This is a genomic window from Phaeocystidibacter luteus (assembly GCF_008933115.1).
GTDB classification, from domain to species: Bacteria; Bacteroidota; Bacteroidia; order Flavobacteriales; family Schleiferiaceae; genus Phaeocystidibacter; species Phaeocystidibacter luteus.
This window is the reverse complement of sequence record NZ_WBVO01000002.1, coordinates 93,625-119,601: the sequence shown is the minus strand read 5'-3', so window position 1 is coordinate 119,601 and position 25,977 is coordinate 93,625. Positions and strand designations below refer to the sequence as shown.

24 protein-coding genes are annotated in these 25,977 nt (G+C 47.3%); 9 read left to right on the top strand and 15 right to left on the bottom strand.

Annotated elements, in window-relative coordinates; all coding sequences use genetic code 11:
* Window positions 1–6 precede the first annotated feature (6 nt).
* Window positions 7–891, top strand: a complete 885-nt coding sequence (locus tag F8C67_RS04290) for a DUF72 domain-containing protein (RefSeq protein ID WP_151666578.1) — start codon at window positions 7–9, stop codon at window positions 889–891.
* A 51-nt stretch (window positions 892–942) separates the two neighbouring features.
* On the opposite strand, the gene secA is transcribed toward F8C67_RS04290, so the two are convergent.
* The 10 genes from secA to F8C67_RS04240 all read right to left on the bottom strand — a co-directional run bounded on the left by secA (window position 943) and on the right by F8C67_RS04240 (window position 13,092).
* Window positions 943–4,308 carry a preprotein translocase subunit SecA gene (secA, locus tag F8C67_RS04285; protein ID WP_151666577.1) on the bottom strand — a complete coding sequence of 1,122 codons (3,366 nt, stop codon included), beginning with the start codon at window positions 4,306–4,308 and terminating at the stop codon, window positions 943–945.
* A 210-nt stretch (window positions 4,309–4,518) separates the two neighbouring features.
* On the bottom strand, window positions 4,519–4,743 hold the full coding sequence (locus tag F8C67_RS04280; RefSeq protein WP_151666576.1) for a DUF2795 domain-containing protein: 225 nt from the start codon (window positions 4,741–4,743) through the stop codon (window positions 4,519–4,521).
* A gap of 80 nt (window positions 4,744–4,823) precedes the next feature.
* Window positions 4,824–5,372: a cob(I)yrinic acid a,c-diamide adenosyltransferase gene (locus F8C67_RS04275; protein WP_151666575.1), complete on the bottom strand. Its 549-nt coding sequence runs from the start codon at window positions 5,370–5,372 to the stop codon at window positions 4,824–4,826.
* Between the two features lie 65 nt (window positions 5,373–5,437).
* On the bottom strand, window positions 5,438–6,859 hold the full coding sequence (locus tag F8C67_RS04270; RefSeq protein ID WP_170266358.1) for an ArnT family glycosyltransferase: 1,422 nt from the start codon (window positions 6,857–6,859) through the stop codon (window positions 5,438–5,440).
* Between the two features lie 52 nt (window positions 6,860–6,911).
* On the bottom strand, window positions 6,912–7,820 hold the full coding sequence (locus tag F8C67_RS04265) for a T9SS type A sorting domain-containing protein (RefSeq protein ID WP_151666573.1): 909 nt from the start codon (window positions 7,818–7,820) through the stop codon (window positions 6,912–6,914).
* 57 nt (window positions 7,821–7,877) lie between these two features.
* Window positions 7,878–9,305, bottom strand: coding sequence for an ArnT family glycosyltransferase (locus tag F8C67_RS04260; RefSeq protein ID WP_151666572.1), 1,428 nt, complete (start codon window positions 9,303–9,305; stop codon window positions 7,878–7,880).
* Between the two features lie 52 nt (window positions 9,306–9,357).
* Window positions 9,358–11,256: an amidophosphoribosyltransferase gene (locus F8C67_RS04255; protein ID WP_151666571.1), complete on the bottom strand. Its 1,899-nt coding sequence runs from the start codon at window positions 11,254–11,256 to the stop codon at window positions 9,358–9,360.
* Between the two features lie 113 nt (window positions 11,257–11,369).
* Window positions 11,370–11,684, bottom strand: a complete 315-nt coding sequence (locus F8C67_RS04250) for a hypothetical protein (protein ID WP_151666570.1) — start codon at window positions 11,682–11,684, stop codon at window positions 11,370–11,372.
* Window positions 11,681–12,055 (bottom strand): hypothetical protein, encoded by a 375-nt coding sequence (locus F8C67_RS04245; RefSeq protein WP_151666569.1) that lies wholly within the window; start codon window positions 12,053–12,055, stop codon window positions 11,681–11,683. The genes F8C67_RS04250 and F8C67_RS04245 overlap by 4 nt, the downstream gene beginning before the upstream one ends.
* 5 nt (window positions 12,056–12,060) lie before the next feature.
* On the bottom strand, window positions 12,061–13,092 hold the full coding sequence (locus F8C67_RS04240; RefSeq protein WP_189660806.1) for an amidohydrolase family protein: 1,032 nt from the start codon (window positions 13,090–13,092) through the stop codon (window positions 12,061–12,063).
* Window positions 13,093–13,190: 98 nt separating this feature from the next.
* Here F8C67_RS04240 and F8C67_RS04235 point away from each other — a divergent pair, with 98 nt between their 5' ends.
* From F8C67_RS04235 to F8C67_RS04220, 4 genes are read left to right on the top strand one after another with little or no spacing between them, the layout of a single operon-like run.
* Window positions 13,191–13,748 carry a hypothetical protein gene (locus tag F8C67_RS04235; RefSeq protein WP_151666568.1) on the top strand — a complete coding sequence of 186 codons (558 nt, stop codon included), beginning with the start codon at window positions 13,191–13,193 and terminating at the stop codon, window positions 13,746–13,748.
* 30 nt (window positions 13,749–13,778) lie between these two features.
* A complete protein-coding gene (locus tag F8C67_RS04230; protein WP_151666567.1) occupies window positions 13,779–14,318 on the top strand; it encodes a hypothetical protein in 540 nt (179 codons plus the stop codon).
* 2 nt (window positions 14,319–14,320) lie between these two features.
* Complete coding sequence (locus F8C67_RS04225) at window positions 14,321–15,232, top strand: tetratricopeptide repeat protein (protein ID WP_170266357.1); 912 nt, start codon at window positions 14,321–14,323, stop codon at window positions 15,230–15,232.
* Complete coding sequence (locus F8C67_RS04220; protein ID WP_151666565.1) at window positions 15,229–15,648, top strand: hypothetical protein; 420 nt, start codon at window positions 15,229–15,231, stop codon at window positions 15,646–15,648. The genes F8C67_RS04225 and F8C67_RS04220 overlap by 4 nt, the downstream gene beginning before the upstream one ends.
* Here F8C67_RS04220 and F8C67_RS04215 read toward each other — a convergent pair.
* The 4 genes from F8C67_RS04215 to F8C67_RS04200 form a co-directional block, all read right to left on the bottom strand.
* Window positions 15,645–16,175 carry a 3-hydroxyanthranilate 3,4-dioxygenase gene (locus tag F8C67_RS04215; RefSeq protein WP_151666564.1) on the bottom strand — a complete coding sequence of 177 codons (531 nt, stop codon included), beginning with the start codon at window positions 16,173–16,175 and terminating at the stop codon, window positions 15,645–15,647. The genes F8C67_RS04220 and F8C67_RS04215 overlap by 4 nt on opposite strands.
* A gap of 52 nt (window positions 16,176–16,227) precedes the next feature.
* Entirely contained in the window at window positions 16,228–17,214 is a 987-nt protein-coding gene (locus F8C67_RS04210) for a potassium channel beta subunit family protein (RefSeq protein ID WP_151666563.1), read from the bottom strand.
* Window positions 17,215–17,364: 150 nt separating this feature from the next.
* Complete coding sequence (gene msrA, locus F8C67_RS04205) at window positions 17,365–17,955, bottom strand: peptide-methionine (S)-S-oxide reductase MsrA (RefSeq protein ID WP_223277508.1); 591 nt, start codon at window positions 17,953–17,955, stop codon at window positions 17,365–17,367.
* Window positions 17,956–18,042: 87 nt separating this feature from the next.
* On the bottom strand, window positions 18,043–19,020 hold the full coding sequence (locus F8C67_RS04200; RefSeq protein ID WP_151666562.1) for an aspartate-semialdehyde dehydrogenase: 978 nt from the start codon (window positions 19,018–19,020) through the stop codon (window positions 18,043–18,045).
* A 60-nt stretch (window positions 19,021–19,080) separates the two neighbouring features.
* On the opposite strand from F8C67_RS04200, the gene F8C67_RS04195 reads away from it, so the two are divergent.
* Together F8C67_RS04195 and F8C67_RS04190 are read left to right on the top strand one after the other, a co-directional pair.
* On the top strand, window positions 19,081–21,498 hold the full coding sequence (locus tag F8C67_RS04195) for a lamin tail domain-containing protein (protein WP_151666561.1): 2,418 nt from the start codon (window positions 19,081–19,083) through the stop codon (window positions 21,496–21,498).
* Window positions 21,499–21,545: 47 nt separating this feature from the next.
* Window positions 21,546–22,592 carry an agmatinase family protein gene (locus tag F8C67_RS04190; RefSeq protein ID WP_151666560.1) on the top strand — a complete coding sequence of 349 codons (1,047 nt, stop codon included), beginning with the start codon at window positions 21,546–21,548 and terminating at the stop codon, window positions 22,590–22,592.
* Here F8C67_RS04190 and F8C67_RS04185 read toward each other — a convergent pair whose 3' ends face one another.
* Entirely contained in the window at window positions 22,593–23,423 is an 831-nt protein-coding gene (locus tag F8C67_RS04185; RefSeq protein WP_151666559.1) for a hypothetical protein, read from the bottom strand.
* A 159-nt stretch (window positions 23,424–23,582) separates the two neighbouring features.
* Here F8C67_RS04185 and purQ point away from each other — a divergent pair, with 159 nt between their 5' ends.
* Entirely contained in the window at window positions 23,583–24,275 is a 693-nt protein-coding gene (gene purQ / locus F8C67_RS04180) for a phosphoribosylformylglycinamidine synthase subunit PurQ (RefSeq protein ID WP_151666558.1), read from the top strand.
* 956 nt (window positions 24,276–25,231) lie between these two features.
* Window positions 25,232–25,930 carry a hypothetical protein gene (locus F8C67_RS04175; protein WP_151666557.1) on the top strand — a complete coding sequence of 233 codons (699 nt, stop codon included), beginning with the start codon at window positions 25,232–25,234 and terminating at the stop codon, window positions 25,928–25,930.
* Window positions 25,931–25,977 lie beyond the last annotated feature (47 nt).

Sequence of the window (25,977 nt, the reverse complement as noted above, 5' to 3'; positions counted from 1 at the left end):
GAGAGAATGAAATTCGGAAAAGTCGAACCATCACGTGAGTACCTTGCACCACTTCCCAACGACCATGCAATCGTTATGGAACTCGAGCCTTCTCCAGGGCTCACTGTTCATTTAGGGGGCACACAATGGGGAATGAAGGAATGGGTTGGACAATGGTATCCACCTGGCACCCCACAAAAGGGATATCTTTCCGCTTATACACAACAGTTTAGCTGCACAGAACTCAACGCTACTCACTATAGAACTTTTGCACCCGAGCAAGTTGCCGAATGGGCAAAACAGAGCGCATCAGAATTTAAATTCCTTCCCAAGCTGCCTCAAAGCATTTCCCATTACCGGAGGCTGAAGAACGCAGAAGAACCCACTGCCCTTTTCGCTGAAAGTATCCGCCCGTTAGGGGAGCATCTAGGGCCGTGCTTCTTGCAAATGCCCGAAAATTATAAGGCTGAAAAAGCGCGGGACTTATTCGACTACCTTGAGGCTTGGCCTGACGATATTCATCTAGCGCTTGAGCTACGCCATCCGTCATGGTTTGACGATCAAACGCTGTTTGACGACATCACAGCAACCCTACACAACAAGAACATGAATTGGGTGCTTACCGATGCTCCTGGACGCCCTGATGTGCTCCACATGGCATCTGCGAGCAAGCAGCTCATGCTTCGATATGCGGGATGGGATTTTCATCCGCTAGAAGTGGAACGGATAGCACAATGGGCAGAGAAGTTTGCGCAATGGGAGTCGACCGGAATAACAGATGTGTATTTGTGTATTCATCAGCCGAGCAGTCTGCGTACACCAGAGTCTGCCATCCAATTTGCTGCAGAAATAAAAAAGGCGAAGAGTTCCATTCGAGTGACTGGAACACCTTCGCCTTTATCGCTTTTCTAGTTGTAGGAATCTTCTCGTGAAAGTACGTGAAGACTTCTGTCAATCAACAACTTAATCTTCTACAATCACCCACTGATTTCCACTCAAAAGTGGCTCAGCCTGCTTGTATTTCACTTCCTTCTTTTCACCACTCATCATGTTCTGAATGGTGACTCTATCGTTTCGACTGTACGACTTCCCTTCTTTAACGACGGTCTGAGGTTTCTGTGGTCGAGCTTGCTGAGGCATCGCTCCTGCACCTTGAGGAACACCGCCCCGTCCGGCCACTTGATTCTCCGCTCCGCTGCCAGGTCCGCTTGTTTGAAGCTTTTCTTGTTGCTTAGGCTGAGTAGGCGCTTGACGCATTTGAGAAGGATCAGGATGTGGCAAATGTGCCTTGAACAAGAAGCTCAAGATTTCACGGTTTTGCTTATCCACCATATCCTTAAAGAGCTCGAAAGATTCAAACTTGTAGATCAAGAGTGGATCTTTTTGCTCGTAGGATGCCGACTGTACGTTCGTACGGAGGTCATCCATATTGCGAAGGTGAACCTTCCAGTTGTCTTGAATAAAGGCAAGAGTAACACTCTTCTCAAAGTCGCGAATCATTCCCTCACCCTTGGTGTTATAGGCATTCTCAAGATTCGTTGGAATCTGAAGTGCCTTGATACCATCTGTAAACGGAACTACAATGTTCTTGAACTGCTCACCCTGGTTCTCGTATACGTTTTTCACAACTGGGTAAGCTGATTCCGCAATACGCGTATTCTTTTCCTTGTAGTGTTTCAGAGCTAGCTCATACAAGCTGCGTGTATGTGTCGCTTCATCGCCTTTGTTGAACTCTTCTTCAGACATCTGGATATCCATTCCGAAGATGCGAAGCACATCCATCTTCAAGCCTTCCAAGTCTTTCGCTGGCTTGTATGCATTCACTAATCCTTCAACCGTGTCCCAAGCCATGTTGGCAATGTCTACCTGAAGGCGCTCTCCGTAAAGGGCGTGACGTCTGCGTTTGTAAATCACTTCACGCTGAGAGTTCATCACGTCATCAAACTCGAGAAGGCGCTTACGAACACCAAAGTTGTTCTCCTCTACTCGCTTCTGTGCGCGTTCAATAGAGTTTGAAACCATTTTGTGCTGGATGTGCTCCCCTTCTTTGTGGCCCATGCGGTCCATCATCTTGGCGATTCTTTCGGAACCGAATAGGCGCATCAAATTATCTTCGAGTGATACGAAGAACTGAGATGAACCCGGATCACCTTGACGACCTGCACGACCGCGTAGCTGGCGGTCAACACGACGAGAATCGTGACGTTCCGTACCGATGATGGCAAGACCACCCGCAGCCTTTGATTCTGGAGTAAGCTTAATATCCGTACCACGACCCGCCATGTTGGTAGCGATGGTCACCGTACCTGGACGTCCAGCTTCAGCTACAACCTCAGCTTCCTTGGCGTGCAACTTCGCATTCAACACCTGGTGAGGAATTTTGCGCATCTTAAGTGCGCGGCTCAGTAGCTCAGAAATTTCCACATTCGTGGTACCGACCAAGATTGGTCGACCGGCTTCGCGGAGCTTTACAACTTCGTCGATAACCGCGTTGTACTTTTCGCGAGCTGTCTTGTACACCAAGTCTTCACGGTCATCTCTTTGAATAGGACGGTTAGTAGGTATGACTACAACCTCCAATTCGTAGATTTCCCAGAATTCGCCTGCTTCCGTTTCGGCGGTACCGGTCATACCACTCAACTTGTTGTATTTACGGAAGTAGTTCTGTAGCGTAACGGTCGCATACGTTTGTGTGGCGGCCTCGATCTTTACGCTTTCCTTGGCTTCGATAGCTTGGTGCAAACCGTTCGAGTAACGGCGACCGTCCATGATACGACCCGTCTGCTCGTCGACGATTTTTACCTTCCCGTCCATCAAAACATACTCCTTGTCTTTTTCGAAGAGCGTGTACGCTTTGAGGAGCTGGTTCATCGTGTGCACGCGCTCACTTCTCACTTGGAAGTCGCGCATGATTTGATCTTTCTTCTCGGCCTTTTCGTTGGTAGGAAGGTCCTCTTTTTCAAGATCAACCATCATGCTACCGATATCTGGCATCACGAAGAAGTCGGCATCTTTATCTCCAGAAAGAAGTTCAATGCCTTGTTCGGTAAGCTCAACTTGGTTGTGCTTCTCATCAATGGTGAAGTAGAGATCTTGGTCAATCTCATGCATGCGTTTCCCTTGTTCTTGCAAGTAGGTGTTCTCCGTTTTCTGAAGAAGTACCTTCACACCATCTTCGCTGAGGAACTTGATGAGCGCTCGGTTTTTAGGCAGGCCGCGGTACGCTCGCAATAGCGCAATACCGCCTTCTTTCGTATTTCCTTCGCCAATGAGTTTCTTGGCTCTGGTAAGTTCGTTCTGAACAATCTGCTTCTGAGCAGTAAAGAGTTTGACTACGTATGGCTTGAGTTCATCGAACTGCTGATCGTCGCCTTTCGGAGTAGGGCCTGAAATGATGAGTGGTGTTCGGGCGTCGTCAACGAGAACTGAATCGACCTCATCGACGATGGCGTAGTTGTGTCCGCGTTGAACCAATTCCTCTGGTGTGTTGACCATATTGTCGCGGAGGTAATCGAAACCGAACTCATTGTTCGTACCGTACACGATGTCACATTTGTAGGCTTCGCGGCGCTCGGCTGAACTTGGGCGGTGCTTGTCGATACAATCAATCGTGAGACCGTGGAATTGGAAGATTGGCGCCATCCACTCGGAGTCACGTTTTGCGAGGTAGTCGTTGACAGTTACTACGTGCACCCCTTTACCTGGAAGTGCATTGAGGTAAACCGGGAGGGTTGCCACGAGGGTTTTACCTTCACCCGTGGCCATCTCGGCGATTTTACCTTGGTGCAAAACCGTACCACCGATGAGCTGAACGTCGTAGTGAACCATGTTCCACTCAACTTCTCCTCCGGCGGCCATCCACTTGTTGGCGTATACGGCTTCGTCGCCTTCAATACTAACGAAGTCATGTTTGGCAGCGAGTGCACGATCGTGATCGTTTGCCGTAACACGAATAGGCTCTGCGGAAAGTCTACGGGCGGTTTCGCGCACGACAGCGAATGCCTCTGGACGAATTTCATTGAGCAACTTTTCGGTTTCCTCTACAGACTGTTTTTCGAGATCATCGATTTGGTCGTACAGGACTTCCTTCTTTTCGAAGTCTTCCTCGTTTTCAATTTGCTCCTTAAGTGAAGCAATATTTTCGGTGATAGACTTAACGTTCTCGTCGATTCGAGAGCGGAATTCAACGGTCTTATTACGAAGATCGTCGTTAGAGAGTGCTTGGATGGATGGTTCTACGGCTTTGATGGCGTCGACCAAAGGCTGAAGCGTTTTCATGTCGCGCTTCGACTTATCTCCAAGTATGGTTTTGAGTATCTGATTGATCATTGTGTCGTGCTTAATCTCAGTGCCACTAGGGCGGCTGACAAAATTAGCCGAAATGTCTGCTAAGACCTATTTAAAACGCGGAATTTCGGAATAATGCTCAGGGAACGAAAATCATTCCGCAGAAGAGTTTAGGACAAAGTGTCAGAAAACAAAAAACCCTTCCGCCAATTCAGGCGAAAGGGAATGACAAAATCTTATCTGTAGGGAGAATCAATACTCCTCTTCGTTCCACAGGAAGTCTTCCTCCGAAGGGTAATCTGGCCAGATTTCTTCGATAGACTCATACACCTCACCGTCTTCGTCTTCGATAGATTGAAGGTTTTCAACCACCTCTAGCGGAGCCCCGGTACGGATGGCGTAGTCTACCAATTCGTCCTTGGTAGCTGGCCAAGGAGCATCACTTAAGTAGGAAGCAAGTTCTAACGTCCAATACATAGCGGCGTTTTAATTTTTGGCAAAAGTAACTTTTTTCGAATACCAGTCAAGCGCTTTTTTTCAACCTTACTCTCACATTCTCATGCACTTGGATTCCAAGGCACTTCATCAGCATTCAAATCGGCCGAAAGTTTGCGCGCCAACACAAACAGATAATCCGATAAACGGTTCAAATATTTTAGGATGATCGCATCCACCTCGCCTTCCTGACGCAGAAAAGCTACATGCCTTTCAGCTCGACGGCAAACCGTACGGGCAATATGACAATGGCTCACGGTTGGATGTCCACCCGGCAATACAAACGAACGAAGTTCCGGTAGAGTTTCATTCATTGAATCCATGGCCTTCTCCAACGCATCGATATCCGATTCGTCAATTTGCGGAAGTTTCACGCGATCGTTTCCACTTTCGTTGGCCAAATGGCTTCCCAAGGTGAAAATCCTATCCTGAATTCGAATCAATATCTCCACAACGGCAGCATCCTTCACCTCATCTCTCAGAAGCCCTACCCAAGAGTTTAACTCATCGGTAGTTCCATAGGCATGCAGACGCTCATTGTACTTGTCCACACGCTTTCCAGTGAGTAAACTCGTCTTTCCTTCGTCGCCTGTTTTGGTATATATCTTCATCGAATTCTATTCTCTATCAAATATGTCGATTTTCCTCGTGTTTTCCGCGCTTTCAAGAAAGGAAGTTATTCACCGTTCCGATGTTCCTCAATGGAAGCTTTGCTTTGGTAAACCCGCATGGGGTAGTTTGGTTCAGACCAAATCAATTCGTACTTATTTCGCAAGAGTGGCTCCACCCTCTCCCATTCCCACAAATGGACAAATAGAATGTCCGCTTCACCCTTAATATCCTTGTCATCCGTCAATTCTATGTTGAGCTTTCGGGTGCTGATATAATAGTTTGTGGAGTTCTTGTAGATATTGAATCGCTCAATCGATGCAGGTTCATCCCAGTCTTCCACCAAATCGCCTACAAAGTAAATAGCCTCTTTCGTCTTTGAAGAGTCGGGCCACTTGTGTGTCGTGTTAAGATTTATGGACAATCCAAAGTTGATCACGAAACCCAAGGCAACGATGCTAAGCACAGCCTTATACCCTTTGTTCGCAACTGAATCCAGCCGCGCGATTTCCTGAAGCATAAGGAAAAACACCAAACCCAAGATGGGAAGAAGGTTGACCAACATCCTACCTTCCGGCAGGTTCGCGCCTAAAAACTGATGTTCCACGAACCAACCGAACGGGATGCCGATCACTAGTGTAAGAGCAACCGCTAAATTGGATGTGAAGCGCTTATTCAACAAGACCCACAGTAAGATTCCGGAAACGAGTACGCCCACAGCGACACCCATCAGCTCTGTAAACCAAATCGGTTGATCATCAACATACAGAAACATCCGGGCCGTGCGCATAAAAGAGGCGTAGTAAGATGGTGCGCCAAACCTTAAATCATCGTTGCCCTTGAGTATGAGAAGTGATCCGATTGCAAAGGTGAGTGTAACACCAATTCCTAAAATCGATTTCAGATTCCTGCGAATCCAACCATGTCCACTTCGAGCTTGATCTACGATAAGCCATCCAAACAGTAAAAGGATGAAGTTGATAGCGTTGAAATTTGAGAGTACGGCAAGGAAGGCGGCAATCACGACCAAAAAATGACTCTTTTCCGCATATTCAGCATTCGTTCTACTCTGTATGAATAAACCCAAAGCCAGCATTGAAAACGCAAGGCTAAGTCCGTAGCCTCTCGCCAATGAGAAGAATTCTAGTGCAAAAGGATTCAGGAGTAAAAATGCCATTCCAGCCAATCCAACCCAAAGGTGATTTGAACGTTTAAGGATGAGCCATACCCCATTGCAATACACCAAAAATGACAAACCGTTGGGCAAGCGAAGTGACCATTCACTGTGCCCAAAAAGCCAATGGGTCACCCGCATCAATTGGGTGTTTAAGATGTGGTTGTTAGAGTGTAGCGCGTGGTTGTATTTGCCGATGGCGAAGTAGTAGGAAGTCGCCTCATCAGGTGTGAATGAAATCAATATTGCCCGCAAAAGAACGTATACAAAGAGTCCAAACGCTACGAAGCGAAAGGTCCATTTGAGTCGATTCATGCTTGATTGATTCATAGCCATACTCCAATCACGAATATAGCCTTTCCAACTTCTACTCGACGATGAGCTTTTGAGTCCGTTGATGGTTGTCGCTCTTCAATCGGATAAAGTATACGCCAGCTGGTAATTCAGCAACATCAAGCGTAACGGCCATATCAGACTTCATCAAAGCTCTAAGGGTTCTTCCGTCCGGAGCGAGTAACGTAATTTCACCGGTTAAGTCTCCTTCTATTGTGACGAAAGAATAAGTCGGATTTGGGTAAATCTTGAATCCGTCGGGATGGACTTCGGTTATTGAAACAGTACTTATCCCACAAGAATCACTCTGCCAATTCATGAAGAATTGAACGCCGTTGTCATAGCCACAGTGACTAGTGCGATTAGCAATGTGATTCAAATTACACGGATACTTGACGAAAAGTGGTGATTCAAAAGATCCAAACTTTTCCACATAAAAGAATGGGCCGTAGAAGCTAGTGGAGTTGCACGATTCATATTCCAACACGACTAAAGAATCTCCCAGCATGTCTTGAATTTTGTATCTATCCGTGATGTATATCAGGCTATCGTCCCCATTGGAAAGAGAAGAAGCTTTTGTCCATGGGATAAAAGAAACAAGCGTATCTCCAATCTGTGCAGATAAATCCATCATTGGATATTCTGATGAATCTGCGGGTTCGTAAAAAAACACTTCACCCGTGGTTAAATCCTCTCTAAAGAACAGCTCGGGTTCGTTTCCATTTTCAGAAACGACAGCGATGTATGTTTCACCAAAAACCACCGTGTCTCTATCGCAATAAACAGAGTCATTCATTGAGGAAACAGGAGAGGATGGGAGTTTCAGTGATGACGTTTGCCAAGACTTCCCCAAGGCATACGTGGCCTGGTAATTCTGAGCATGAGCATGTCCACCAAGGCAGAGAACAATGGATACAACAAGAAGGTTTGGGAGAAATTTCATGAGAGAGAGTTTAGAAGTTAGCTAAGGTACAATTCTTCTCCCAAAACCGGTCTCTACTCACAGCGCAAGGATATCTTTCCTGATATACAAACGTAGATTGCTTCTCTCGTAGTCACCGATAAGTTCGTACTTGGAAGTTAACTGCTCGTCATCGAACGAATAGTGAAAGTCATTCTTCCGCACAAGTAAAAACTCAGCGTCGAGTTGGATTCCGGCCTCCATATCCACTTGCGCATTCATGTCGCGCGTTCGTATGTAATAGTTTACCTCCGAGCGCAGAGAGTGGTGCTTTTCTATAACCGCTTCCGTTGATAGTTTCTCAGCATATTCGTCTACTTGGTACATGGCCGATTTCACATCAGCGCTTGCGCCCCATTCTCTGAGAACTTCAAAGTCAACGGCCTTGCTGAAATTACCCAAAATTACAAAGGCAAAGACGCTGTAGACGACCATGGTTGTATACTTGAGGATTGGTCGTTCCAGCCTCCCAACGGCAATTATGAAACCCACGGTCAACACCCCCAACAAGGGATAGTACACGAGACTTGTACGATGCATGGGTAAGAGAGAATCAAAGAATTCAAATTCCACAACCCAACCGATACTGGAACCTACTAGGATAACCAATGGAATGACAAACTCAGCTTTGAACTTCCTATTAAACAACCATAAGAAAACAGGCCAAAGTAATCCGAGCGCCAAGAGATTGAGCATTGTGGAGGCTCGAAGGAAATAGGGCCCATACACTGGCCACAAGTAATACAACTGAAAGCGTTCCCAAAATTGGGCATAGCTCTCATTTCCGTAGAAAAGCTGCTCTGACTGCCCCAGTTCAATGAGCTCATTTACACCCCAAGCGAAACCAAGTACTAGAATAAATCCCGTTGTCAACAACGATCTCCACCCAAACCTGCTCCACTTCCAAATTTGAAGTCCAAGAATGCAGGCTGAAATCATGATGAATACGTTGATCGCCGCCAAGTACGCACCAAGTCCAAGGCCAATACATATCGATGCGTACAAAAGTCGTCGCTGTGAAAAGCTAGCTGACTCTTTAGCGTCAGAAGCCTCAATCGTCATTACCACGGCAGCTATGAAGAAAACTGTGCCCAAAGCATACCCTCTTGCAATGCTGAAGAACTCAATCAAGTTTGGCTGCACTAATAGAACGACACTCGCCAAGACCGCTATCCAAGTGGATGGCACTCTCTTGACTAACCGCCAAGTGGCCCAAGCATACAAGACAAAAGAAAGGGAATTTGGTAAGCGCAATGCCCACTCATCGTGACCAAACACTCCACCAAAAACCTTCATTAAAAAGGTGTTTAGCTTGTGGTTGTTAGCGATGATGCGATCCCATTCATCAATCACAAAATTGTAGGTCATCGCTTCATCAATACTGAATGACAGCGTGATTGACCGCACTATGATGATGGCGAACAAGCATCCAGCTAGCGCCCAATGTACCGTTCTTGAGATGTGCAAGGAGTTGTCTTTTCGCGTTAGAGAGAAGTCGAATTTAGCAATTCCGCCTCACTTAGTAGGCGCGCTCGTTTCTTCCTTCCACGAAATTGATGAAGGCCTTATTTACAACTCGATTTCCTCCTGGCGTTGGATAGTCGCCCGTGAAATACCAATCGCCCAAGTTACCTGGACATGACGCGTGTAGGTCCTCTATCGTCTGGAAGATAATCTCCACCTCGGCATTCACGTCAACCGGCTTCAACAGTTCTGCGCATTTCTGGCTGATCTGCTCTGGCGTAAATGGCGCGTAAATGTCCTTCACAAAGTTGCGAACCTCCTCATCTGGCATGTTCACTTGAGCCAGACATTTCTCGTACGTCTCCTGGATGAGCTTGTGTTGGTTGCTTTCTTTCAAAAGCTCAATAGCCGCACGGAATGCGATAAAGTCGCCCATCTTCGCCATGTCGATTCCATAACAATCAGGGAATCGAATCTGCGGAGCCGAACTCACGACAATGATTTTCTTGGGCTCAAGTCTATCAAGAATCTTGAGGATGCTCTGCTTCAATGTAGTTCCTCGAACAATGGAATCATCCATCACAACGAGGTTGTCGCTTTTCTTGACCACCCCATACGTCACGTCATAAACGTGCGAAACAAGGTCATCGCGACTGTCATCTTGTGTGATAAAAGTTCGGAGTTTCACATCCTTCCAAGCCACCTTGTCTACACGCATACGGGTGTTGATGACCTTATCTAAACGGGCAGGATCGATATTTCCGCCCATTGCGGTGATCTCCTGCTTCTTCCATTCGTTTAGGTGTTCTTCCACGCCCTTTACTATCCCGTAGAAGCTAACCTCTGCGGTGTTAGGAATGAAGCCAAAGACCGTGTTGTCAATGTCGTGGTCTACCGCCTCCATAATCACCGGGGTAAGTCGGCGACCAAGTTCGAGGCGCTCTTCATAAATTGAGGCGTCGTTGCCTCGAGAGAAGTAGATACGTTCAAATGAACACGCCTTGCGCTCAAGCGGCTGCTTGATTTCCTCGAGGAATACATCGCCGTTCTTCTTCATGATCAAGGCGTTGCCCGGAGGAACTTCCTTGATAGAATCGATCGGTACATTAAATCCAGTTTGGATAACTGGGCGTTCGCTGGCTACGACAACGAGTTCGTCGTCTTTGTAATAGTAAGCCGGACGAATACCACTAGGGTCGCGAAGTACGAAGCTATCGCCGTGTCCAAACATACCGGCCATGGCATAACCTCCGTCCCATTTCTTTGCGGCGGCACGAAGAATCTCGCCGATGTCGAGGCTTTCGGCAATCTTGTGAGAGATCTCCACTTTGCTCAAGCCGTCTTCTCTAAATTGATGGTAGAGCTCTTCGTTGGCCTCATCTAGGAAGTGACCAATCTTCTCCATCACCGTTACCGTATCGGCTTTCTCCTTTGGATGCTGACCAAGCTCAACGAGTTGGTTGAAGAGTTCATCAACATTTGTCATGTTGAAGTTTCCCGCAACGATGAGGTTACGCGTCATCCAGTTGTTCTGGCGAAGGAAAGGGTGACAAGCTTCGATGCTGTTCTTTCCGTACGTTCCATAGCGAAGGTGACCGAGGTATACTTCGCCGATGAACGGCAAATTCTCCTTCAGCCAATCGGCATCTTTCAACAACTCTGGATTATCCGCTACACCGTCGGCAATGCGCTTCTGAACGTATTGGAAAATGTCTTGAATCGGTTTCGGGTCGATGCTACGCTGGCGAGAAATGTAACGTCTGCCTGGAGGAACATCCAATTTGATGCTCGCGAGGCCGGCTCCGTCTTGTCCGCGGTTGTGCTGTTTCTCCATAAGGAGATACATTTTGTTTAAACCGTAGAGGGCTGTGCCGTATTTCTCGACGTAATAATTGAGGGGTTTGCGGAGCCTTACCATGGCTATACCGCACTCGTGGTGGATGAAGTCACTCATTTGAAAAACGACCTTTTTTCCTCCTATCAACGTAGCTGCCGAAAGGAGCTGCAAAGATACAAACTATCTATCGTCTTACGACTATCGCCGTTGACGTGCGAATGTGACTTACCTTACTTAGTGAACCAAAGCATTCCGATAAGGAAGTACAATGGAACAGGTATAACACCACTTTGGTAAGGGACGTAAATTGCTATGAGTGAAAACACAACGAGGATGGCTGTGTACAACTTCGGATTGAGCGGATTGGCCCGATTGAAGCGCTCAACACTCTCGCCCCACTTGTTCGAACGACCCGCAAAAAATCTGAAAATCATCATCAAAAACAGGAACAAAGCTAGGATGACATGCAAGGTTACCTGCATATCTCCGAAGGCTATCACCTCCGCCAGCAGCACAGCCCATATAGCGTAGTTCAGGTTTTTCATGACATAAACTGCTTCTTGTAATCGGAATAAGCTCGAACGAGAATCAAACTCGTAACCGTCAGGCCAAGTGCGAAAATCTCATCGAATTTAGCATCATCTAGCGCATACGTCCAATACCCTCCGGCAAAGGTTAAATGAACAAGCACGGCAACAATATAGGTAGGCGTATTTCTACAAATATTTCCCCCCTTAAAAACGCCCCAGCCCGCACTAGGCAGCATGGGCCAGCAAGCTACAGCAGCACCCGTAAAGGCAATAGGCAATAGCGGTTCAAGCCGATCTGACATAAACTCGTACCAGCCAAAAACGACCATGGCGGCCATTTCAACAAACACTATCCAAGCCACTGCTCGGAGTACGGAGAAAGGCACGGGTCTCACTTAAAATCGGATTTAGACATGTTGAGCCACTCAAGGGCAGACCCACTGAGTAGGTTCTCTTTTTTTGATTCTGACCAGTCCATTGAGTGGATGAGCTGACCTGGTTCGAGTTCGCCTAAAGGGAAGGGATAGTCTGTACCTAGTGCTACACGGTTTTCCCCAACCAGATCCACCACATAATCGAGCATCTTTTGATCGTGTACGAGAGAATCAAGCCAGAACTTACCCATGTACGATGTTGGCGGAATAGGGTTGTCGATGGCGCATAAATCTGGACGCACATCGAAACCGTGTTGGATTCTTCCCAAGGTGGCTGGGAAGCTGCCCCCGCCGTGAGCGATTGCCACGCGAAGATTAGGTAGCTTCTCGAACGTACCAGAGAAAATCAAACTGCAAAGTGCAAGCGAGCTTTCGGCTGGCATACCAACAAGCCAGGGCAACCAGTACTTAGGCATATTCTCCTTACCCATCATGTCCCATGGATGCACAAACACCGCCATATCCAAATCTTGGCAAGCTTCAAGAACGGCGAATATCTCAGGTGCATCGAGGTTCCAATCGTTTACGTGTGTCCCGATTTCGATTCCTCTTAATCCAATTTCCTTGCACCGCTTCAATTCTTGAATGGCGAGCTCTGGATCTTGCATTGGGACCGTGCCCAATCCTACGAATCTGTCGGGATACGTATGACGGATATCGGCGATGTGATCATTGAGAAACTTGGCAACTTCGAGTGTGTGCTCTGGTTTTGCCCAGTAACTGAACATCACAGGCACCGTGGAAAGCACTTGTACATCCACTTGTTGATGGTTACACTCTGTTGCACGGGTTTTGGGATCCCAGCAGTTGTCTTGCACTTCGCGAAAGAACTTATCATCCATCATCATACGCGCACAGCAAGGCTTGTGATGATCTAAGTGAATAAAGCCGCCGTACCCAAACTTCTCACGGAAATTTGGAATATTCTCCGGGAGGATATGGGTGTGGATATCAATCGTGAATATATCTGGAAAAGCGGATTTCGACACTGCAAATGGGGTTTGTCGCGAAGATAACAAAAGCGCAACGGTATATGATTGTGAGTTGCGCCATCTGGTTCTTAAATTGCGTACTCAAACTCTCAGTTATGCTCTTAGACGCCGATCCATCGAAGGTTTCAGAATTCAGCCATGGCAAATCCTTTTCGTCCGGAATGCGCTTCGGCGCATGGCTCTTCATTTTAATCGCCGGTGCGATTTTCACGTTCACCCCCGGCATGGAGTTCACCGTGCTCATCGCCGCGGTTCCAATCGGAATCATCTTCTTGCTGATTGGCCTTTTTGTAATGCTTTTGGAAACGAGAACCCAAATCCTCCCAGAGGCCGGCCGTATTCGCTCAGTAAATTACTTCTTGGGATTGCGACTTGGAAAATGGCAAGATGTGGGTCCTTATCAGGATGTCACCATCATGAAACGAAACATGAGCACGAGAATGGCCGACTATGGAGGTAACGTTCAATCTGACACGGATGTCTACTACGACGTGTTCCTCATGAATAAAAGTCATTTGAAGAAATGGCATTTAGCCCGTTTCACCAATGCAGATGACGCGAAAGCCGTTCAGAATCAAGCCGCTGAGCTATTGAAGCTTACACCCGCGGTTTACAATCCTCAAACCAGAAGGAGTTCAAGACGTCGGCGATAGAATTTTGTCGGCGTATATTCGGGCTTCAGAATGGAAGATCACGGAGACTATATTGAATTTGTTCGCGACGCGACCGCAGGCAGGTTTAGCTTTACGGCCAATATCGTATTGCTAGTTGCCCTAGGCCTTTTGGCGCTGCCCTACTTGCTCGAGAACCTCACCTTTGACGCTACGCAACTTCAGATTGTTGCCGGTGCAACCGGGCTTCTTGGATTGTTGATTAAGACCACCAGAACAAAGGTTCAGTTCGACATCCGAGAAAAAAAGATGCGAACCCACAATCACGTATTTGGGCTTAGACTAGGGAAGTGGCGTAAAATTGAACCTCTCACAGATATTTGTTTGATTACGAAGAAGTATCAGTTCTCCAACCAGCGAGGAATGAGCGATGGCAATTCCAGCATGGTTTATGAGTTGTTCCTGTTTTCGGCAGACAAGAAGCAGAAATATTACCTCATGTGGACACCCGAAAAGGAGGTCGCTGAGAAGATTATGAAAGACCTCCAGAGGCACTTCCGTTTCGAGGAGACTACCTACACTCCCAAGCGAGTGTTGAGAGAACGTAGATGAATATGAAGATGAGACTTAGTATCCTGATTTCAACCCTGTTAATTTCGGCAACATTAGCCGCCCAGACATACAAAGAGCGCTTTGATGCGGCGTTTTATTCCGACTCGTCCGTTCACCTAGCACTACCTATTCTTAGAGCTTGGGAATCGGCCAGTCCGAACGACCCCGAAATGCTCGTTTCCGCCTTTAACTTCTACTTCCACGCAAGCCAAGAAGAAGTCTCGCAGTTCTCACTCACCCCACCTTCAGATGGGCGTGAGGCCTACGCCATCACGGATTCGGCAGGGAATTCAGCGGGATATATGTACAGCAAAATCGTTTTTGATGAAGCGTTGATTACCAAAGGTTTAGGATACATCAATCGTGGAATCGAATTGTTTCCAAAACGCCTAGACATGCATTTTGGCAAGGCATATGTGCTCTACGAAGCTGGGATGTACCAAGAGCATGTAGCCTATCTGGAAAAGATTTTGGAACTGGACTCAGACTACAACGGAGAGTGGTTGTGGAGCGACGGTCAATTACTAGAAGGGGATCAAGAGCAATTTTTCACGGAGAGCTTCCAGGACTATTTGGGCACTTTAGCAACTACAGATGCCGTTGAACCATCCGTGGCAGAAGGCATCATTCTAAAGGCCAAGGAAAGCTACCCAGAGAACACCTCTTTTGCCAACGACCTCGGCGTACTATGGTTCCTCGAAGGCGATTTGGAAAAAGCAGAGAAGGCACTTCTTGAGGCGTACGACATCGACGAAACCGATGAAGTAACCCTTGGGAACCTTGGATACCTTTACCTTCAAATGAGCCAGCTTTCAGAGTCTAAAAGCTATTACGAAAAGCTGCTTACAAGCGACGATTCTACTACAATCGAATATGCAAAAGCACAAATTCAGTTTATAGGAGAACAGGAATGAAAGAGAAAGTTATTCGAACTAAGTTCAGAGTAAAAACAGTTTTCATTTTAGCCATAACATTACTACTCTCTCAAACATTCACCCTCATTGGGATGTCAGAGTTCAACTGGGCCGATTTTATTCCCACGTTGGTGATATGCGGTGGCAGCGCTTTCTTTCTATACACGGGAACACGTATGGAAAAGATTACGCTTACAGACAACGAAATGACAGTTCGAAGTGGAGCGATGCTTCACGTCAAAATCGAAAAAACAAAAGTTCGAAGTTTCAAGATTCGCGACACGACGAAATTGGAACGCTTCTTCGGCCAGCCAAAGCAGATCATCGAAGTGAAGTACAACACATTCGATGATGGCGTCATTCAATCGACTGACCCGGCCGTCATTCAGTGGCTCGAGGAGGCGAAGGCCTCCTAAACGAATCTCGGATCCGTTTCCATTACATGTCCGCAGTTATCACACGTGCGCTTCTCTTCTGAGGCGTAGAATTCCTTGAATCGAGGAAGGAAATCGGATTCAATATCTAGAAGCGGGAAATAGGTTTCGTGCAGCTTGTTGTTGCAGTTGTCGCAGAACCAAAGTAGGCCATCCTTATAATCTGTTCCTTTCCTAACGCGCTCTACCACGAGGCCGATGCTTCCCTCTTTACGCATGGGGCTATGAGGCACGTTGGCCGGACACAAGAACATGTCACCTGGACCGAGGTGGATGTCACGCGGCTCGCCATCCTCTTGAATTCGAACGGTAATTTCGCCTTCGAGCTGGAAGAACCACTCCTCGGTTTCGTTGTAGTGGTAGTCTTTGCGGGCGTTTGGACCAGCAACTACCATCACAATGTAATCCTCTCCTTCCGGATAGAGGTTCTTGTTCCCCACAGGTGGCTTGAGCTTATCTCTATTCTCATCTAGCCATTTATTGAAATTGAAGGGACCGCGAATTGCCATGATGAAGAGGTTATGTGTTCAACGTGCAATTTAGGCAAGAAATACATTCTAATCACCACATCGGGTGCTCTGGTGCATTGTCGAGAATCTCTTCTACCTTCGCCATAACATCGTCCGTGATCTTATCCTTGAGCTCGAGAACTTTCAAGTTATCCTCCAGCTGAGAGGTCTTGCTCGCGCCCAAAATAACGGTGCTGACATTCGGGTTCTTCCAACACCAGAGAAGTGCCAGATGGTGACCACTAATGCCGAGTTCGTCATTCGCAAAAGCAACCATCTTATCTACCTTCGAAAGCGTCTCGTCAACCACACGTTGGTCCTTCAACCAGCTGAGTTCCTCCCTATTTAATCTTGAATCACTCGGAATGCCTTTGCTGTACTTTCCAGTGAGAACACCTGAAGCAAGCGGACTCCAAATCGTGGTTCCGAGTCCGACAGTCTTATAAATCTGTTTGAACTCCACCTCTACCTTATCGCGATGCAGCATGTTGTACTGCGGTTGTTCCATGGTTGGACCAATAAGGTTGTAACGCTCCGCTACCATGTGCGCTTCCATGATTTCTTGGGCCGACCATTCGCTTATGCCCCAGTACAAGATTTTTCCTTGCTGAATCAAGTTGTGCATGGTCCAAACTGTCTCGGCCATGGGTACACTCTTATCCGGACGGTGACAGAAATAAAGGTCGAGGTAATCGACTTGAAGTCGTTGCAGCGCAGCATCGCAAGCCTCAACTACGTGCTTGCGATTCAGCCCTTTTTGAGTAGGTAAATGACCCCCTTTCCCGAAATATACTTTTGACGACACGATGTAGCTATCGCGGTCCCAACCCATCTTCTTGAGGATTTCGCCCATGACGATTTCACTTTGGCCATTGGCATAAACCTCAGCGTTATCGAAGAAGTTGACGCCGGCGTCGTACGCCATTTTCAACAATTCCTCCGACGTATTATCGCCGATTTGATTTCCAAAAGTGATCCAAGATCCAAAGCTAAATTCTGAAACTCGAAGTCCGGATTTTCCTAGGTTGCGGTATTCCATGTGGGCGGTTTTAGTATGAAAATAGGGTGAAGTTCAGGTAGTGGGTAAAAGGCTTGAGGTTTGAGGCTTGAGGCTCTGAAGGAATTTTATGCCAATGGCGCTTTCCCTTCTAGCCTGAATACTATTGCCTCTAGCCTTTCGCCTTTAATCTTAAAACAACTTCCGATACCCGTGACAATACGGCGTTCCTCCCTTATTGTCGTAATAATCTTGATGGTATCCTTCGGCGTCCCAAAAAGTGGCTGCGTCCTTGACCTCGGTGGCAATGTCTAGACCTTTAGCCTCGAGAATGCCAATGAGATCTTCGGCGATTTCGCGTTCTGAATCATTTGCCACGAAAATGGCGCTGCGGTATTGCGGACCGATATCTGGACCCTGACCGTTTGCTTGTGTAGGATCGTGTGTTTCGAAGAAGAGGCGGGTCAATTCTTCGTAGGATACGATAGATGGGTCGTACTCCACCTTTACGGCTTCGTAATGACCGGTAGTTTTTGAACAAACCTCTTGATACGTAGGATTGTCCACATGTCCACCCGTGTAACCCACGGTGGTCGAGATAACGCCTTCTTGGCGTTTCATGTAATATTCAGTCCCCCAGAAGCATCCTGAGGCGTAAATCGCAACTGCTGTTTCCTCGCTCATTTCTGAATTCATTGTTGATGCAATTGGTTGAGTTGGCTCACTCTTGCAAGCCATTAATACCATTGCTAAAGTTGAAAGTACAATAGATAGTCGTCCCATAGCTCATTCTTCTTGATTCAATTAACGAGACGAGCCGCCATAAGGTTTCTTACAGCCCTAACTTTCTTTTATGATTTCGCCCGCTTTCTACTTTACGAAGAGCTCTGCAATTTGAACTGCATTCGTAGCGGCACCCTTGCGAAGGTTATCCGAAACAATCCAGCAGTTGATAGCATTCTCATTGGAGTAATCGGAACGTATTCTGCCCACAAATACATCGTCTTTCCCCTCCGCGAAGCGCGGCATTGGATAGACGTTTACATCTGGATTGTCTTGAAGCGTCACTCCCGGAGTGGCTTGCATTATCTGACGAATTTCAGGAATGGAAGGCTTTTGATTGAATTCGATATTCACAGACTCGCTGTGACCTCCTTGCACCGGAACACGCACGGCCGTTGCCGAAACCATTACAGAATCATCTTCGAGAATTTTAACCGTTTCGCGGGTCATCTTCATCTCCTCCTTGGTATAGCCATTGTCGGTAAACACGTCACAATGAGGAAGACAATTCTTATCGATTGGATATGGATAGGCCATTTCGCCCTCCACCCCGTTGCGTTCATTGTTCAACTGCTCAACCGCCTTAACCCCTGTGCCGGTGATACTCTGATAGGTACTCACAATTACACGGCGAATGCCATAGCGCTCGTGCAAGGGCTTGAGCACCATTACGAGTTGAATGGTGGAGCAGTTCGGGTTGGCGATAATCATGTCATCAGCCTTGATAGAGCTCCCGTTAATCTCTGGAACAACCAATGGAATTCCTGGCTCCATACGCCAGGCAGAACTATTGTCGATTACGCGTGTGCCTGCCTCTGCAAATTTTGGCGCCCAGGCTTTGGAAACGTCACCCCCAGCTGAGAAAAGTGCGATATCGGCTTTTGCGGCTACGGCATCCGGAAGGGAAACTACTTTCACATCCTCGCCTTTGAATTTTACAGTCTTTCCAACTGACCTCACCGAAGCGGCTGGAATTAATTCTGTAACTGGGAAGTTTCTCGCTTCCAACACTTTCAACATCACCTCGCCAACCATTCCGGTGGCACCAACTACAGCAACGCGCATTTCTTTGTGAGATTTTGTAATTTCAGGTGGCAAATTTAACCAAACCAACCTTTTTTTCACATGAAAGCCCTCTATTTATTAGTGGGCCTGACTGCAAGTTACGCAGCTCAGGCGCAAAGTTCGTGGTATGATTCATTTTCCGATTCATCCCTTCATCAAAACCCGCAGTGGACAGGCGACACAGCCGCATTCAGCCACACCTCCAACGGAGTTCTGCGTCTTTCCGATTCTGCAGGTGGCACCTCATCCATCTACACCATTAGCGACATTTCACAACACGGGCATTGGTCAGGGTGGTTAGCGCTCGATTTCAATCCATCAACTTCAAATTATGCCGACATCATTCTTTGTGAAAGCCCAACAGGAGAAGCATACCGACTTCGCGTCGGTGGCAATGCACAAGATCGAATAGAACTACTGCACGTTAAACCTGGAATTGAAACTGTCTTGTCCGCCTCTATCCCAGGACTTTTAGGTAATACAAGCATCAATTTGGGATGGAGTGTAGAGCGTCATAAAGACTCTGCGTGGGTAGTAGAAGTTAACCTAGATAGCCTAGGATGGCAGACCATCATCCAGATACCCGACTCCTCCGTCTTTGCCTCGGCACAATTCGGAATCGAATGCCATTACACCAAGACTAGAGCAGACAAGTTCTACTTTGATGATATCTCAGTTGTAGGCGAACCGTTTGTAGACACTATCCCTCCCGCCCTGATTGCCTACGAATGGATAGATCGCAAATCAGTAAGGCTGAAGCTTTCTGAAAGCTGCTATGCGGATTCTGGTCTGGTTGTAGATCAGTTTGGTGTGAACTGGCAACTGCTTTTCACAAGCAACAGGGAGGTTACGCTCTATCGAGATCTAGCCGCGGATGACGGTACATACCATATCAACCTAAACACAATTAAAGACTTGGAAGGCAACCCGATTGGCGCACATGATTTTGAGCTCGAGCGACATCCTCGCGGGTCTCTACAGGTAACCGAGATTATGTCGGATGTCGACCCTCCAGTAGAAATTGAAAGGGAGTACATTGAATTGCAAAACCGCACATCGGGCCCGCTCAACTTACAGGGTTGGTCAATATTCATCAATCAAAATCAAATTGAATTGCCCGATACAAACTTGCTACCCAATGGCTACTTGGTGATATCTGATGGTCCACTAGAAGGAGCTATAAACACGAATCGAGCAAGCTTTCTAAACCGCACAAGCGGAATTATTAAGGTAAAGGATGACTGGGCCGAAACAATCGATTTCGTTCAATACGAGAATAGTTGGCACTCCACAAACTGGAAAGCAGGCGGCGGTTGGTCGCTAGAAAAAGACGTCGCAAACAGCAGCTGTAGCGAACCGCTAAAATGGAGCAGTTCAAGATCATCCTCGGGCGGGACACCTGGTCGGGCTAACCTACCGGAGGGAAGTCGCAAGGAAATTCTGAACGAAATACAGTCCATACAGTTTCACGCAGATTCACTGCACATCATCTTCGATTTAAGAGTTGAAACCGTTTCACTTCATTCCAACATAGACACGCTTATTGGGGCTCCAATCGATTTCAACCGCAGAACATGGCGCTTCACTTGGCCTGAAGATGGGCGGTGGGAGTTGAGTGCAGAGGACTGTCTAGGTCGCGAACTCGACACTAGTTTCATCACTATTGAAGCACTTGACAGCGCTGTCCCACAGGTGTGGGTCACGGAAATTTGTCCCAACACAATGACAGATCGGCCCGATTTCATTGAGATTGAAAATAGGGGTCAGACCGCGTTTAGACTAGGAGACCTTCGTTTCGGAAAGTGGGACGCAAAGACAGGAATAGAGCAACTGTATCTACTTGAACCCAAGAATCAAATTGTGCTTCCAAACGAGGTAATAGTTATGGCGGAATACCACAGCAAATCGATGTTCGCGGAGTATCCAAAGGCAAACACAAGGAGCGTACTCAGTTCGGAAATGCCATTCAGCCCGAGTTCGAGCGGAGGGGTTTGCATAACCACGAAAGATGGAAAGCTGATAGACGCTGTAGCATGGAGCAACGACGATTATGGGGATTTGGAAGAGCGGGAAGGGAAAACTCTGACACGCAAATCGAATGGAAAATGGAGCATCTCTGCTGCCCGGTATAATTTCGGAACGCCAGGATGGCATGAGCAAAACACATCTGCAGAATCGGGATTAAAATTCGATAACCTCGCCTTCTACACGAACGACGAAATCCACCCGCTAAAAATTCACATTCCTGAGGAGTGGAGCGGCTCTAGGCTGACTATAACCCTTCGAAACAAAGCGGGAATTGAGCTTGGTAAATTGCACAATAGTATGGTTGTCATTGGATTTGAAACCATCGTTTGGTTCGGTGTGCTTAATGGGGAGACACTCCCAACAGGCCAATACTTGATTGAGTTGATTGTGGAGGACAAGGACGGATACAGGGAAGTATATCACCAAGGGTGTCTTTTGATTCAGAAATAGCAGAAGCTTCAAATCTTTTCCCATTTTTGTGTAAACCGAACTCTTGTATGACCAAGCAGGAAAAGATTGATTCGTTCGACCCCAATGGTCCCGCTTCTGGGAACCGAATTTTTGGGCTTCCATTCTCTCAGAAAGACGCTGAAATTGTGATTCTTCCCGTACCATGGGAGGTTACCGTGAGCTATGATGCCGGAACGGCCTTGGGTCCTGAAGCCATTCTCGAAGCCTCCAAGCAGGTGGATTTGTATGATCCATTTGTGAAGGATGCTTGGAAAATGGGCATCTACATGGCTAAGCTCGACCCAAAGGTGATCGAGAAAAACCGGAAGTACCGCGACAAAGCCGTGGCGTATTTGTCGGCAGTAGAGGTTGGACATGAAGATGAAACGACTGACGAACTTTTGGCCAAGATCAACAAGTCGTGCAAGAAGATGGTCAATTGGGTGCAGGAGAGAACCACCGAATTGATGAACGAAGGTAAGCGCGTTATTCTCCTTGGTGGCGACCACAGCACCCCATTGGGATACCTGGAAGCCCTCGCCAAAGAGCACGAGTTCGGAATACTTCAAATTGACGCACACGCAGACTTGAGAAATGCCTACGAAGGCTTTACCTACTCACATGCTTCTATCATGTTCAATGCATTGAAGATTGATAATGTGAAGAAGTTGGTTCAAGTTGGGATTCGCGACTACTGCGAAGAGGAAGTTGAAGTGATCGAAGCTTCTGAAGGTCGCGTAAAAACCTATTTCGATAGAGACCTCAAGCATCAACAATATGCTGGAGCCACATGGAAACAGCAAGTAGATGATATAATCTCTCAGCTACCGCAAAAGGTCTACGTGAGCTTTGATATTGATGGTTTGGACCCGAAGCTTTGTCCACATACCGGCACACCCGTAGCCGGCGGCTTTGAATCAGAAGAAGTGATGTACTTGTTTGAGCGACTTTCGGAATCGGGCAAGACCATTATAGGAATGGACTTAAATGAGGTAGCCCCTGGTCCGCATGATGAATGGGATGCGAACGTAGGGGCTAGACTGCTGTATCGTATGGCGAACTTATTTGGTAAAAACGCCGGGGTCGTTGGCTGATCAGAGGTTGATTATAACGGTGTTATTTCCGTCTGATACCTCGGCTTTATTATCACAATCGCCATTACCAAAATCAACTTGGTAATTCGGTAAACCTACCACGCTCAATTCGTAGGTGCCGTCAACGATATAAGGGCAGTTGTATTTCCAAATCAGCGGTTCAACAGTAGAAGCGAGCCAAGAAGGATTTCCGGTTCTTTCTCCGCTTGCTGTGCCGGTGATGCTAAATCGAATATTTGATGGGTCGAAAGGAATAAATCCGTTAGTCCAGGTACGGGTGCGCGAACTCATATAAAAGAGGGTATCACCCGGAGAGTAAACAGCAGAACCATCAATGTCCACTGCCCACTCCGGTTGATTGGCCGTATTGAGGCCCAAGTAGGTCTGATGGTAAAGACCTTCAATTTTAATCTGATTGTAGTAGTAGTTGATGAACTCGATATCTGTCGTGGCGCCACCTTGAGTGCGCGGTACAGTATAGGTTGTTCGAATTACTCCCATGCGTGTATTGCCTGCGGCATCGGTACAACCTGTTCCAAAGTCAACCGTCACGCGGTGCATCATGGAGGTGAGTGTGTCGATGGTAATCGTTGCGCAAGAAAGAGCGTCGTATGTTTTACCGTCGTACGCGCCTTGATACGCTAGGTCTGTAATAGTCGAAGCATCGTCATACGGTACGGAAGCAACAGCGGCGGCGCTAGTCGCTTGTTCATCGTGTTGAACGGGCCCGTTGTCAAGGGTGAAATCCTTTTCACAGGCAACAATTACTAGAGCGGTAGTCGCTAACATCCAGGCACTTCGCTCTAACCAGGTCTTATTGTTACGTTCCATTGTTCAGGAGATAGATTATGTATTGCAATGTCCGCATACTTCCGAATAAAAGTTGCGCGAATCGTCTGACGGGCGTAGCGTACATATCTGAAAACGGGAACATTAAATGTGCGAAATCTCGACGTGAGTTTTACTACCTTTGCAACAAATTCAGAGCGCATGAAATTTGGTGTAGTAACCTTCCCGGGATCGAACTGTGATCAAGACATGATTTACGTGTTGCGTAACATCATGGGATGTGAAACTGTTGAATTGTGGCATAAAGACACGGACCTTCAGGGTGTGGACTTTGTAGTGCTTCCTGGTGGATTCTCTTATGGAGACTACCTCCGTTCAGGCGCGATTGCACGCTTCTCTCCAATTATGGATGCGGTGATTGAGCACGCCAACAAGGGTGGCTACGTACTCGGCATCTGTAACGGATTCCAAGTGCTCACTGAATCGCACCTTCTTCCAGGTGCCTTGCTTCACAACGACAGTCACAAGTTCATTTGCAAGAACGTATACCTCAAGCCAGAGTCTACGAACAGCTTGGTAACACGCGGACTTGATTCAAATAAGGCATACCAAATTCCGATTGCCCACGGCGAAGGAAATTACTACGCCGACGAAGACACTATCGCGAAGCTAAACGCAAACGACCAAATTCTATTCCGCTACTGTGACGCCGATGGCAATATCAACGCCGAGGCGAATCCGAATGGTTCTGTAGAGAACATTGCGGGCATCACAAACGAGAACAGAAATGTCTTCGGCATGATGCCACACCCAGAAAGAGCGGCAGACGAAAACCTTGGCAACCTAGACGGCAAGGCTATGTTTGAGAGCATTCTGGATATGGTGAAGGCGTAAGCGAGAGGCTTTAGGCGTGAGATTTCAGCCTTCAGGCAAAAGGCGTAATGCCGGAGGCCGGAGGCATGAGATTTCAGCCTTCAGGCAAAAGGCGTAAGGCCGGAGGCCGGAGGCATGAGATTTCAGCCCTCAGGCAAAAGGCGTGAGGCGTGAGGCCAGAGGCATGAGACATAACGCGTGAGGGTCAAAACCCAATCCTATTCCTAGCCCGGCATGAGCTAAAGCACCGTGCCTATAGATGGGGATTCTGAGCGGCAATCAATTTCATTTAGGGGTAGTTGTTTTTTGCGGTTTTTACGCACTCCGATGATTCTAACATTGCGGTTTTGCGAGGAACACATTCGATGACCCCCCACGTTCATCCGAGGCTCGGCACGCGCTAAAGCACCGTGACCCACCTCGGGCTAAAGCCACGAGGCTATTAAAATTATCCCCTCCGGGGAATGGCGTCAGGATGATAATGCCCGGCACGCGCTAAAGCACCGTGCCTATAGCTTGGAATTCTGAACGGCAATCAATTTCATTTAGGGTAGTTGATTTTTGCGGTTTCTATACGCAACTACCATTTTGATTTATGGCGGTTTTGCATTTTGCGGTTTTGCAGCTTGCCCGCCAGCCGGCGGGTGGAACACATTCGATGATCCCCCACGTTCATCCGAGGCCCGGCACGCGCTAAAGCACCGTGCCTATAGATGGGGATTCTGAGCGGCAATCAATTTCATTTAGGGGTAGTTGTTTTTTGCGGTTTTTATACGCAACTACCATTTTGATTTATGGCGGTTTTGCATTTTGCGGTTTTGCAGCTTGCCCGCCAGCCGGCGGGTGGAACACATTCGATGATCCCCCACGCCCGCTGATCCACCACGCACATCCACAGCGCCCTCTCTCCACCACGCTAATCCCTCCTGTTCTCTACGAGAAATCAGTATATTCCCCAAAAACCAACATAATCTAGCATGCCCGGAATTCTCAAGCTCAAACACTGGCAACTCTTCAGTATCATTTACGGCGGACCATTCATCGTATCCACCGGAGTGGTGGTCTTCATGCTCGGCAAGATATTCGCCGCCGTACAGCAAATCGAACCTGGAACCCCAGACGAACAGAAGTTTCAACAAATCTTTGGCGTCTACGCAGATGTCATGCCCTACTTCATCATTCCAATACTCTTTAGCGCGGTTTTAATCTATTGGCGACAGAAAGTTGTCGACTATGCCAGCAAAACACTGAAAGAGGCGTACAAGTATCCTAAAGGACTGTTCCGAGTTGCTCTCTGGGCTCCATTCCTCCTCGCAATATTGGTGTTCCTTTGGATGCCAGGATTCTTTAGAGAATTATCCGAATTTGTTACAGAAGTGGAATCGAACAGCATACAAGGCGAAGAGCTACCCCCAAGTTTCGTCTTCAAGTTTCTGGGAACATGGATTTTGCTCGCACCTATTTCTTTAGTGCTCTCCATTGGACAATTGTGGACGTATTTGGAAACTGCTAGAGCTATTCGTTCGATTGAAGTAGGCAGAAGAGTATCCGCAGGAGAAGTCGTTGGTGAGTTCTTCTTAAACTGGTTCTTTTTCATTGGAGTTTGGATACTTCAACCCAAGATCAACAAGTTCGACGTGACCGAAAAAGATCCTTATCTGAAGGAGATGGTTTGATCATCCTTCTTAACAAAAACAAAAACCCCAGGCCTCTCGACCTGGGG